This is a genomic window from Moorena sp. (assembly GCF_982860115.1).
Window position 1 is genome coordinate 21368 of the sequence record NZ_CEYLVT010000068.1, and the last position, 11514, is coordinate 32881.

Sequence of the window (11514 nt, forward strand, 5' to 3'; positions counted from 1 at the left end):
TGCTTAAATCATGCCATTTTTTTTGGTATCAGAAGCATTTTTGTGGTTTTTTCCTTCCTGACTGCTTATGGCAGTCATATCCGAGTAGACCAAGCTGGATGAGAAAGCAAAGAGGAAAATACCCGAACACCTCTGAGCTGATTGGAAAGAGGCAAATGACCTTTTGGTGCACTGAGATCCCAGATAAACTCATGGGGATATCGGGTCCAGCGATTGCCAGTTTTCCAACCAATTTTTGGCCAAAGTTTTTCCCAGTTCTTGCCCAAAGACAACCAAAGCTCCCGCTGCACAGAAAATCCAAATTTGCCTTGAGAGTGAATAACCCACAAGATATCAATAGTTTGCAAATCTGTAATCGGGAAATTGTCTACTTCGGAAAAATACAGCCATCTTCTCTGTAGAGCAGCAGCTCCTGCTAACTCACAGAGTTTTTCGAGAGTAAGACGGTCAGCTGCGAGAAAATCTTGTTTAACTAACAGCTGTTGCACGGGTGTGTAATCAATGCCTGCTTCAGAACGTAGGGGTACAACCCCAGTAGGAAAATAGGTTTGCAAAAATTCATTGGTTTTGGGCATATTGGCTTGATGGAGGGCTTGATAGGCAAAACCAGCACTGAGGATAGTCGGGTTGGCATGTTGCTCCTGTAAAAATTCCATTAACACGTCTAACCCGGCAGTGCCAGTGTTGGCAAGTTCCTGAATCAAAGCCTGTTGTTTTTTTTCAGAACTAGACTTTAGCTGGCGCTGGAGTTCGGCAACTGTGTTAGAGACTTCTGCTGGTAACCGGGCCGTTTGATCGCTCATGAAGGGTAGGGTTTGAGGTTGCACTCAAGAAGATTGAATGTGATAGGTTTTAAAGTCGAGAGTCAAGCAAGTTCATGCTTTTAACCTAGACTACGGCAAGGAACCGCTTGTATACAACCTTCAAGCTTATAATTGTCTAACCTTAAACCTTTTACAATGAACAACTTGTGCCAAAATTCGTGCGATCGTAGTCCGTCAATCGTCTCGCTTCGGTGCTTCACTCTCATCGCTGGTTGAACAATTAACTTGCAGAATTGTTAGGGGTTGGGGGTTAGGTGTTGGTTTAATGGTTAATGGTTAATGGTTAATAGTTAAGTGTGTAAGCGTGCTTAGTACGTAATGTAAGCCTGCTATCATGCCTAATGTAGCGTGCCTATACTGAAGTATATAGGGAGACACCAGCTAGGAAGAGACAACACCCGAGGGTATGAAAAGTTTTTTCCGAAATTGACAAAGAATCAATTTACACCCACAACAATTTACCAAATTTTAACCATTCTCTATTCTCACGTGCTTATCGAGCCTGAAGAATGCGGTTAATGATTTGAGTAGTGGAGGTAGGAAATTCAACCTGGACTAACTCAATCCGCCCCCCGTAGGATTGAACAATTTGGGCTTCTGGTAAAGTGGATAGACTATAGTCACCCCCTTTAACATAGACCTCTGGTTGCAGTGCTTCAATTAAACGATTAGCTGTGGTTTCAGCAAAAATCACTACCCCATCTACGGGTTTGAGAGTTGCCAGAATTTCTGCCCTCTGTATTTCAGGAACCAGTGGTCGGGAAGGATATCCTGGCTGTGATGGTTTAATGCGGTTTACTGATTGATCACTATTTAGCCCGACCACTAGAGCTGAACCCAAGGATTTGGCAATCTTTAAGTAACGCACATGACCAATGTGTAGTATATCAAAACACCCATTAGTAAATACCAGTGGTCGCCATCGCTCTGACTCCTGGGCCATCAGCTGTTGTAATTCATCGGCAGTGTAGATTCCAGTCATCTCACTTGAAAATAGTTCTGAGTGCGTCAGGCAGACAATCCTGAGTTAAAAGGACTTACTCCGGTAGCAGGTTTCTCTACTACCAAGGCTACTTCCCTCGCCCCGAAGGAGCTGATTTCTACTTTGCCGTCTACCATATTGATTGGATTTTTTACCAGGAGACTCAGGGGGTTTGACAGATTTTATAAGCTCTGCTACCAGGTAAGTCTTGGCTTTTAGTCAGTACGGCAGTTTACTTACCAACTACTATTATACATACAGGCGATGTAAATCCGATTCCAAAAACATATGCAAAAAATTGCTCACTCATTCTTCGTTCGCCATTTACATCCTCTTCTTACTTCTTTGAACAAGGGGATCAAGCACGATTCAAGTTAACGATTTCATGACACCAGAATATTTTTTCTATCACTGAGGCGATTCTCTTAGATCCCCATTGCTTCGATGTTTATACTCATAGTCAACACTGCCTACTAGCTAAACCGCAGGGTTGTTTCATTCCCTCTGAAAGCCCTGACACTTAAGAATGTTGCAAAGTAATCAAAAAATGGGTTCTTCTCTAATTGAAAGACTCGGTGAGGTAAAAGATTTTCGATCCATTGATGGAAGACGACATCAGTTGTGGGTAGTATTACTTATAGTCATCATGAGAACAATCAATGGATACTTGGTTTAGCATGCTTTGGGGGATTTCGCACAACGGCATCGACAAGCCAAAACCTAGATCTTGAAGATCCCAAAAGGGTGCGTACCATCTTACTCGACCATTTGCCTTTGGGCTTATCTGTCAGCGATTTCAGCCAGGAGGGAAGATCACTCACTAGACCTCTTGCAAAAATATTTTGAGTTACAATAAAAATTTTTGGAAAAATTAGGTCTATTGTTTACTAGGCTTATATACAAAGAGAGTACAAAGCAAATTGGTTAGTCTTAAGGGTAGACTAAATCAAAAATCACTAAGCTTTATATCATACCACGAAAGACTTTTGCAAGAGATCTACTATTGTGTCGAACAACCCTGGTGGTCTGGTGTGACTTCAAGTCTCTTGGCTGATCAGGATATCAATAGACTTCGCGGCAGTTGTCGGGAACAGGGAATCTGCGGATCACCGGAACAGTGGACAAGAATTGACGCAAAGCGATGCAGCGCCTTCATGCGGGGGTCTCCCCCATGAGCGACTGCATCAAGAACACTATCAAAAAAATACTTTTGCAAGAGATCTAATACAGTACAGGAATTTTGCCAATTTGAACACCTATTGCCCAAAATGAGAATTGCTGGGTAGACCAAAGACTGGTTAGCTGATAGTAGAATAAAAGCTCAGTTGATGTCTGTTGGAAGTATAAATACAAGGCAGCTCTATTGTCAAAATCGAAGATTGACCAATAAACCCGATTTTGCTCCATGTCTACTCCTTAGGCCTTTTGTATCCCTGCTCATAGGCAAAGCGCACCAATTGGCTACGATTATGTAGTTTCAACTTATGGAGTATGCTACTGAGGTGAGTCTGAACAGTACGAGGGCTGATAAATAGGCGATCGCTTATTTCTTTGTTGGTTAACCCCTGAATAACTTGCCAAAATACTCGTTCTTCTGCTGGTGTCAAGGGTAGAGGTTGAGGTTTTGCCCCTACCTGAGCAAAAGTCTTAGAATTCTCAACAGCTGTTGGTGTTGAAAATTGGTTAGCTAGATGGCCAGGAGCTATAGCAGTAGCTTGCTGCATCAACCGAACAATTTCAGCATGGATACGGTGCGAGCGCTCTAGCAGTGCTTCGATTTTTGCCTCTAGTTCTTTAGGCGCAACTGGTTTAGTTAAATAATCATCTGCTCCCATAGAATGACCATTAATACGGTCTTCTAATTCTGCTTTGCTAGATAAAAAAATAAATGGCATCAGCCTACCATTAGGAATGTTTCTCAGACGACGGCAAAACTCTAGACCATCCATTTCCGGCATTAAAACATCAGAAACCACCAGATCAGGTGGATTTTTGAGACAAGCTTCCAAGGCTTCAGTTCCCGAACACACTTGTTCTACCTGGTATCCTCGATGTTCCAGGTAGCGCTTCAAAAGAGTTAGCAGGGTTTTATCATCGTCAACAACTAAAATCTTTTTCATATTCTTTCTGGAGCCACCTTTTCTACAAACACTCCTGCCAATTGGTCATGAATTGATGCTGCTGCCATCTGGCTGGAAGTCTGTGAAAGGCCCACTCAGACAAACAATACACCATATCTTTTGATCGGAATTCAATTGACCATAGGCAGCATCTATGCTAATAACACTGTAAGTTTCGGTGTTGAAGCCCTAACTATTGACACATCACCCAAGCAATTTTTTAGGAGCGATGGCGCTGCACAAAGCAGCCTTGGCTGACTGTTGTAAAACAGTTGAACACCTTCCTATTACAGGAGAACTTAAGCTATAGAACCCCTATTTCAGCATAAAGGCTGATTTCAAACAGTTGAGCAATGGTGTAATAACTTCATCAAAGCTTTGAACTTGAACTACGTTCACTCATGCTAATACCCAGAAATGGGAATTTTCGGGAAGAAAGCTCAACAACTACCTGCTCTTTCTGCCAGTCTTGCCCTGTAAAGTAGTAATCATCTTAATGAGAAGATTAACAAGGGTAGAGTTTTTGCCATCCCCCTATGGATAGACTTTACCTCAACTACCATCTACCTGGGGTTGATCAGCAAAAAAGCTTAATGTCTCAAGCCCAGTGCAGGAGATCTGGTAGTTTTCTGACTATAGGTCTATTGCCAACTTCCATCTGAAATTCATTAAAACTACTTTATGTACGAGAAAATCTCCCCTTGCCAGACTGGTTCTGCGATTACCTACAAGGATGGTCAACCCATTGTTCCTGACAACCCAATTATTCCGTTTATTCGCGGAGATGGTACTGGCGTCGATATCTGGCCAGCTGCCCAGAAGGTAATTGATGCAGCAGTCCAATGCGCCTATGGTACCGATCGCAGCATCAGCTGGTTTAAAATCTACGCGGGTGACGAAGCTTGCGAAAAGTACGGTACTTATCAGTATTTACCCCAAGACACCCTCAATGCCATCAAAGAATACGGCATTGCTATTAAAGGACCCTTGACAACTCCTGTGGGGGGTGGTATACGCTCTCTCAATGTCGCCCTGCGACAAATTAATGACCTCTATGCCTGTGTGCGTCCCTGTAAATACTACCCAGGAACCCCCTCTCCTCACAAAACTCCAGAGAAACTGGATGTGATTGTCTATCGGGAGAATACAGAAGATATCTACTTGGGTATTGAATGGCCCAAAGGAAGCGAAGTTGCTGAAAAATTGATTACTTTACTCAATCAGGATCTAATCCCAGCGACTCCAGAACATGGCAAAAAACAGATTCCCTTAGATGCTGGTATTGGCATTAAACCCATCAGTAAAAGTGGCTCCCAGCGTTTAGTGCGCCGCGCCATCCAACATGCCCTCAGGCTACCTAAGCCTAAGCAGATGGTGACTTTGGTACATAAGGGGAATATTATGAAGTACACCGAAGGCGCGTTCCGGGACTGGGGTTATGAACTAGCAACCACAGAGTTTCGAGCAGAATGTATAACTGAACGGGAATCTTGGATTCTGAGCAACAAAGAGCAAAATCCTGACATTACCCTCGAAGAGAATGCTCGGGCGATTGAACCGGGTTATGATGCCTTGACCCCAGAAAAACAGGCGAAAGTGATCCAGGAAGTGGAAAATGTCCTTAATTCCATATGGGACACCCATGGGCAAGGTCAATGGCAAGATAAAGTGATGGTCAATGACCGGATTGCGGACAGCATTTTCCAGCAAATCCAGACTCGACCAGCGGAATACTCTATTCTAGCCACGATGAATCTCAATGGTGATTACCTATCCGATGCTGCTGCTGCTATGGTTGGTGGATTAGGTATGGGTCCAGGAGCGAATATTGGTGACACGTGTGCGATTTTTGAAGCCACCCATGGCACAGCTCCCAAACACGCGGGTTTAGACCGGATAAATCCAGGCTCTGTGATTTTATCAGCAGTGATGATGCTAGAGTATATGGGTTGGCAAGAAGCTGCTGATTTGATTAAGAAGGGAATATCAGATGCGATCGCTAACCGAGAAGTTACTTATGACCTAGCCCGGATGATGACTCCACCCGTAGAACCTCCCCTGAAGTGTTCTGAGTTTGCTGAGGCAATCATTAAATATTTTAGTTGACACTTGAGTGTCTTAAGTTGGTAACCCGATCAACAGAGGTTTTGAGCAAACTTGTTACGACAAGCCATGCCAGAAACTGGGTCAATGAACCGAACGTGCAAGTCTACATTTAAGGGCAATCCTTGGGAAGATTTGCCCTAAGCCCTTGGTTGCTGTCAAGCTGTCAGGTTAGGGCGAGTCGATTAACCAAAATCTATTAAGGGAGAATCTCCCCATATGGGAGACCGGGGAATGTCAAGGATTGGGAATGATAATTTTAGGTCGCCTAAGTTGACTTGGTTCAAGCTTAGACTTTAACTGACGCTGATTGAAAAACTGATTTTGACTAGTAGACTGGGTAGAAAATTGCCCCAATTTACTAGTTCCTTGCGGTGCTACTGGTGTAAGCGGTGCTGCCGTTGGTACACCGGTAGCTTGCCGGAATGGAGTAGAGTAGGTGTTGGAATTGAGGGGAACTGTAGGTGTTGTCGGAAAAGTTCTATCGTTCCTTGTTCGAGGTAGATTGACTCCAGGATAATTAATTTGTCCTGGAGAAGGAGCTGCTGTGGGTGTGGTCGAGAAAGTCCTGTTGCCGGTTACACCTGGTGTTGTTACCCCAGGATAGGTAATTTGTCCTGGATAGGAGGGAGTCGGTAATGCTTGATTGCCAGTTGCCCTCAACGGTATTCCCCCCCTAGCTTTGATTTCCTGAGTTCCTGAGTTCCGTTGTTCGAGAACTCCCCTGTTTCCATAAGAGATGTTTGAAGGCAATATGTTAGCGGGTAGTTGAGCTTTGCTATTACCGGTATTAGACTTAGCAGCATTAAGCCTATTCAAGGCTTCCTGTAAAGGGCTGACTGGTAACTCGGCTGGATTAGTGTATGGGGAATTGAGGGAACCCAACCCCAAGACAGAATTAGTCTGGTTCAGTGTGCTTGAGGATAAAGATCTCTGATTAACAGAGTTAGGATTGGTCAGTAAGCCACTCCCAGGAACCGAAGGGATATTAAACAAATCGTTTGTAGATGTAGCAAAGGGATTTCTGGCTTTTGAGGACTGCTGAGGTTGGACGTTTGGGGTTAGTAAAGGTGATTTTGCTTGGGAGTTAGCTTTTGTCTGCTGAATAACTTGAGTAAATAACCCTTCTGAATTTTTGGTTTTAGACTTTTTGCCTTTCTTGGTTTGCTGTGGTGGTACTGATATAGCACTTAGGGCTTCGAGCTCTGCTAATAGCAAGGCAGAATTATCAATATCAGCCAACCTTGCTGCTAGTTCATCATCTTCAGAAGACAGGGTTGGTTCAAGGGTGGGAGTATCAATTTCAGCCACTTGATTGATTCCAATTGCCCTTAACAATTCTGGACGGTTCCAGTATTCCCGGAGAAACCACAACATTAGGGATAACAAGACAGCTGCTCCCCAAAATGCTGGTCGTCCCAAAGGTTGTAGTTGAGCTTTCCAATAGCGGAGGTAAGCAGGAGGTTGATTACGAAAAGACATGGCACGTTTCAACGATGTTAGACATTTCAGCTTCGCTGTAACTTGATGCTAGCCTCTAATCAACGGATTTAGGTTTACAATTAGCAATTTACAATTAGCAACAATAACTACCTATCTATCGGGCCTATCTATCGGGCAGCCCTATATAACAACAATCCTCCCGCACCTAGTCCAAATAAATTAGGTAACCAGGCTGCCATCAAAGGAGAGAAAATGTTAACTAGACCTAGGGCATTCGTTATAAACCCTAATAAGTAGTAAGAAAAAATCACTAAAACACTAATGCCGAAACTGGTTGCTTTACCTGTACGTTGAGGACGAGTTCCCAAGGAAGCTCCCACTAAACCAAAAACTAGACAAACAAAGGGAAAAGAAATTTTTTGTTGAATTCTGATCCTAAGTTTACGGATTTTTTTAGCATTACCACTATGGCGTAATACCTCCAAACGCTCTAGAGACTGAGCAATGTTCATTTCACCATAGTCACGATTTTTTTTGGCCAAATCCAAAGGTGTTCTAGGAAGTTGTAGCTTTTGTTTTTGAAATCTGAGGATATTGCGGTAAGAAGCATCGGGAGATATAATATAGATGGTTCCATCTAAAAAATCCCATAGATTTTCAGTGGGGTTCCAAACGGCAGACTCAGAGGTAACAATTTGTTCCAGACCGGTCTGAGAAAAGTCTAAAATTGTCAAGCCTCTCATCTGCTTACCATCAAATTGCTCGGCGTAGAACCAACGCTTAATTTTGTTTACTTTTTTGCCATTGGGTAGCTTGACTTTTTGATATTCGGGATAAAATATGTTCCTTTCCTGAAAGGATGGTCTTTCTTTTTTGAGCGCTTTGTCTAAGGTGATTTTGGACTGGTAGTTAGCGGCAGGAACCACTAATTCATTAAATACAAATGTCAGACTTGTAACGAGCAAACTCACCACTACAGCAGGTATTACGAGTCGGTAGATGCTTACCCCAAAGCTACGCATGGCAATCAACTCACTATCGCTACTGAGGCGAGAGTATGCCATCAGAGCAGCTAAGAGCATCGACATTGGTAAAGCATAGGAAATAAACTGGGGTATCTGCAACAGTAGCACTTGAAGTGCAATTCCCAGTGGTAATCCTGCTTCAGTAACTTTGCGAACCAACTCAAATAGGGTTCCAATAGCTACACCCAGTGATGAAAAAGCACCTATACCAAACAGCAGTGGTGGGATTAGCTCAAATACGATGTAGCGATCCATCACTGATAAGCCAGGCATTAGTGCAATGATGGACTTGGATTTACCAAATTTCATGATTTGCTAATCACTAAATTAATTGTTAATAGCTTCTTTTATCGTTGAAACCCTGTCCCTAAGTAATACTTACGTACTAAAGGATTATCATAAAGTTCTTCAGCACTTCCGGCAGCCAGGATTTGTCCTTCTCGCATAATGTAGGCGCGGTCAGTAATCGCTAGGGTTTCTCTTACATTGTGGTCAGTCACCAGAATTCCCATTTGGCGATCGCGTAATCGAGCCATAATTTTTTGAATCTCTGAGACAGCAATGGGATCGACACCAGCAAATGGCTCATCCAAGAATAAGAACTTCGGTCCAAGTGAACCAACTGCTAACGCTCTTGCGAGTTCTGTTCGACGTCTTTCTCCTCCAGAGACTTGATTACCCAAGGTATTGGCGACTTTTTCCAAACGAAACTCTTGGAGTAAGTAATGCATTCTTAATCGCCACTCACCACGAGGCACACCAGTTTGTTCTAAGACTAATTGAATATTGTCCCGAACACTAAGGTGGCGGAAGATACTCGCTTCCTGAGCCAGGTAACCAATACCTAGCTGGGCTCGCCGATTGATCGGCATGCCAGTGATATCTTGATCATCTAGCCAAACTGTACCCAGATTGGGTTTTTCTAGACCAGTGGCAATGTAGAAGGTTGTAGTTTTACCAGCACCATTAGGACCAAGCAACCCTACAACTTCCCCTTGGGCAACGGAAAGATTAACGCGACTTACAACACTGCGCCTGCCATAGGACTTATGGATATTATCTAATAGTATTTTCACAGATAGCACCTTTAATCGGTCATTAGTCAATAGTCGATAATCCTTATATCCTTGGTAATTAACTAATGGCCAGGAAATGAGCAGAAGCGGTTGCAGGCTATTCTATCAATTAAGATCTAATTTTTAAGCCATAATGGCTGATGGTAGGGGTTGATTTAGCTAGGGAAGCCCTGGAGCCGGTGATGTGGTGCTGTCTGAGTCTGTAACGATGTAAATTGATTCTACCTGTTGGTTCTGTTGAGGCAGGGCTACAAAGCGTCCTTCATCAATCAAATAGGTAATGGTTTCACCCTGAATACTATTGCCCTCCTGCAACACAAAAACATTACCATTGAGAACCAGACGGCGCTCACGGCTGAAGTATTGGGCTTGGGCTGCAGTTGCTTGTATTTGGCGAGCAGGATAGTTAATTTGGACATTGCCACGGGCTGTGACTACGCCAGTTTTGGAGTTAGCTTCCTGGACATCAGAGCGAACCGTCAAGGCACTTCCATCAGCTGCTGATGGTTTACTTTGGGCTTGTGCTTGGGGGATGTTAAGGAAATTTGGTAATGCGATCGCACCTACCAAGGTAACTGGCAAGAATAATCTTAGACCTAGATTATGCCTTAATCGGTTAGTATATTTAAGGTCGGACTTCATGCTGTTGTGTGTGATGACTGATCTCGAATACCAATAAGCTGTTCTGCCTACTAGTTTAAGCAAATCCAGCCATAGCTTGGGAATGAAAATGGGCTTTTTGCTCTAAGGCACGTGTTTTAGTTTTGACGACTAGGCACCAACAAAGTTTCTCATCCCTTCAGAGCATGTGCTAACAACTAATGGTTAACAAGTTAATGGTTAACCATCAGCTCCCTTGAGTTTTGGAAAACCCCTAACCCCTTCGCCACCAACTACAAAATCATTGCTGTCAGCCGCCTCTAACTGTCTAACAAAATCAGCAACTTGCTCTGAGCCGACGTTTTGCAATGCCTGTAGGAGATTAAAACTTTGAGATAGTAGCTCAGTGACATCAATTCCCCCATAGTCTGGTTGATAGTTACTGAGACGTCCGATCCCTTCACCGAGTAAAACCACTGCACCACGCCAGTTTAGATTACCTAGGTGGTAGCAGCCAACAGATATTTGTAAAATACCTTGATAAAATCGCTTTTGGGGCTCAACTGCTTCTATCCATAAAGCTTCAAGGGTGTCGTGACAAGCGTAAAACTCTTGCTGATTAAATTGATCGACACCCTGCCAAAATTCTTCAGGTAGTACTATGGCTGTCATGCCATGCTATCTCGCGCAGCTTTAATTTCGTCTAAGGAAATTTCTTGCTTATCACCGGCAAAATCGTTATCCGGGGTTAAAAATAACATACAGTGGCACTCCTTGCGTTCCCGCATTGGGACACAAGGGCAATTCCAGAAGGTAGCTTTCACCTCTGCTTCTTTGTCTTCATAATGGCGGCAAGGGCATAAGGGAGCACCGAGTTCTTCTTTGTTTTTGGCAAGTCCCTCAATCACCACAGCCGTTACGCTTGGGTCAACACAAAAGTAAGTGTCAGTACGCTGAGCATAAGTCTGAGCAAAGTTTTGCATCGCCTCCAGTTTACTATCACTGGCTTGATTAGCTATGGGTGATGTAGTCATTTAGTAAAATTGAGTTATGAAAGAGTTCTTAGAATTGTATCGTACTGTCTTACAGGTCAATCGGATATTTGTTGATCGTTGGGATAGCGATACATAGTTTAGGATAATGGTTTGATCGCTTGAATTGGTGTTAAGACATACCAAAACCCTCTGCTTTACCCTAAATCAGCAGAGGTGCAACTATTAGCCAGATATCTTACTAAGCCTTAGCAAACCTTACTAAAATTAAGTATACTAGATTTAGTAAGGTTCACGGTCAATGAAAAAATATGTCACTCCAAAAGAGGCAGCCGAGCAGCTCGGAGTC

Annotated in this window: 10 protein-coding genes; 1 reads left to right on the forward strand and 9 read right to left on the reverse strand. The window is 43.3% G+C overall.

Annotation, left to right across the window (positions count from 1 at the left end):
* Positions 1-74: 74 nt before the first annotated feature.
* The 3 genes from AC4II3_RS13805 to AC4II3_RS13815 form a co-directional block, all read right to left on the reverse strand.
* Positions 75-803, reverse strand: coding sequence for a GUN4 domain-containing protein (locus AC4II3_RS13805; protein WP_070396930.1), 729 nt, complete (start codon positions 801-803; stop codon positions 75-77).
* 514 nt (positions 804-1317) lie between these two features.
* Positions 1318-1806: an adenylyltransferase/cytidyltransferase family protein gene (locus tag AC4II3_RS13810; RefSeq protein WP_488012297.1), complete on the reverse strand. Its 489-nt coding sequence runs from the start codon at positions 1804-1806 to the stop codon at positions 1318-1320.
* Between the two features lie 1409 nt (positions 1807-3215).
* Positions 3216-3926 carry a response regulator transcription factor gene (locus AC4II3_RS13815; RefSeq protein ID WP_488012295.1) on the reverse strand — a complete coding sequence of 237 codons (711 nt, stop codon included), beginning with the start codon at positions 3924-3926 and terminating at the stop codon, positions 3216-3218.
* Positions 3927-4607: 681 nt separating this feature from the next.
* Between AC4II3_RS13815 and AC4II3_RS13820 the strand changes: the two genes are divergently transcribed.
* On the forward strand, positions 4608-6032 hold the full coding sequence (locus tag AC4II3_RS13820) for an NADP-dependent isocitrate dehydrogenase (RefSeq protein ID WP_488012293.1): 1425 nt from the start codon (positions 4608-4610) through the stop codon (positions 6030-6032).
* Positions 6033-6266: 234 nt separating this feature from the next.
* Here AC4II3_RS13820 and AC4II3_RS13825 read toward each other — a convergent pair whose 3' ends face one another.
* The 6 genes from AC4II3_RS13825 to AC4II3_RS13850 all read right to left on the reverse strand — a co-directional run bounded on the left by AC4II3_RS13825 (position 6267) and on the right by AC4II3_RS13850 (position 11207).
* Positions 6267-7511 (reverse strand): hypothetical protein, encoded by a 1245-nt coding sequence (locus AC4II3_RS13825; RefSeq protein ID WP_488012291.1) that lies wholly within the window; start codon positions 7509-7511, stop codon positions 6267-6269.
* Between the two features lie 128 nt (positions 7512-7639).
* The gene (locus AC4II3_RS13830) at positions 7640-8806 is read right to left on the reverse strand and encodes an LptF/LptG family permease (RefSeq protein WP_008182489.1); all 1167 of its coding nucleotides are present in this window, start codon (positions 8804-8806) and stop codon (positions 7640-7642) included.
* A 38-nt stretch (positions 8807-8844) separates the two neighbouring features.
* Positions 8845-9573: an LPS export ABC transporter ATP-binding protein gene (gene lptB / locus AC4II3_RS13835; protein WP_070395223.1), complete on the reverse strand. Its 729-nt coding sequence runs from the start codon at positions 9571-9573 to the stop codon at positions 8845-8847.
* A gap of 159 nt (positions 9574-9732) precedes the next feature.
* Complete coding sequence (locus AC4II3_RS13840) at positions 9733-10215, reverse strand: LptA/OstA family protein (RefSeq protein ID WP_488012288.1); 483 nt, start codon at positions 10213-10215, stop codon at positions 9733-9735.
* Between the two features lie 198 nt (positions 10216-10413).
* Positions 10414-10845, reverse strand: a complete 432-nt coding sequence (locus AC4II3_RS13845) for a DUF309 domain-containing protein (protein ID WP_488012286.1) — start codon at positions 10843-10845, stop codon at positions 10414-10416.
* Complete coding sequence (locus AC4II3_RS13850; protein ID WP_070395220.1) at positions 10842-11207, reverse strand: ferredoxin-thioredoxin reductase catalytic domain-containing protein; 366 nt, start codon at positions 11205-11207, stop codon at positions 10842-10844. The genes AC4II3_RS13845 and AC4II3_RS13850 overlap by 4 nt, the downstream gene beginning before the upstream one ends.
* Positions 11208-11514: the final 307 nt, after the last annotated feature.

Bases quoted from the DNA above. Each gene is read 5' to 3' on its own strand.
- AC4II3_RS13805 (WP_070396930.1), bottom strand. From the start codon at position 803: ATGAGCGATCAAACGGCCCGGTTACCAGCAGAAGTCTCTAACACAGTT.
- AC4II3_RS13810 (WP_488012297.1), bottom strand. From the start codon at position 1,806: ATGACTGGAATCTACACTGCCGATGAATTACAACAGCTGATGGCCCAG.
- AC4II3_RS13815 (WP_488012295.1), bottom strand. From the start codon at position 3,926: ATGAAAAAGATTTTAGTTGTTGACGATGATAAAACCCTGCTAACTCTT.
- AC4II3_RS13820 (WP_488012293.1), top strand. From the start codon at position 4,608: ATGTACGAGAAAATCTCCCCTTGCCAGACTGGTTCTGCGATTACCTAC.
- AC4II3_RS13825 (WP_488012291.1), bottom strand. From the start codon at position 7,511: ATGTCTTTTCGTAATCAACCTCCTGCTTACCTCCGCTATTGGAAAGCT.
- AC4II3_RS13830 (WP_008182489.1), bottom strand. From the start codon at position 8,806: ATGAAATTTGGTAAATCCAAGTCCATCATTGCACTAATGCCTGGCTTA.
- AC4II3_RS13840 (WP_488012288.1), bottom strand. From the start codon at position 10,215: ATGAAGTCCGACCTTAAATATACTAACCGATTAAGGCATAATCTAGGT.
- AC4II3_RS13845 (WP_488012286.1), bottom strand. From the start codon at position 10,845: ATGACAGCCATAGTACTACCTGAAGAATTTTGGCAGGGTGTCGATCAA.
- AC4II3_RS13850 (WP_070395220.1), bottom strand. From the start codon at position 11,207: ATGACTACATCACCCATAGCTAATCAAGCCAGTGATAGTAAACTGGAG.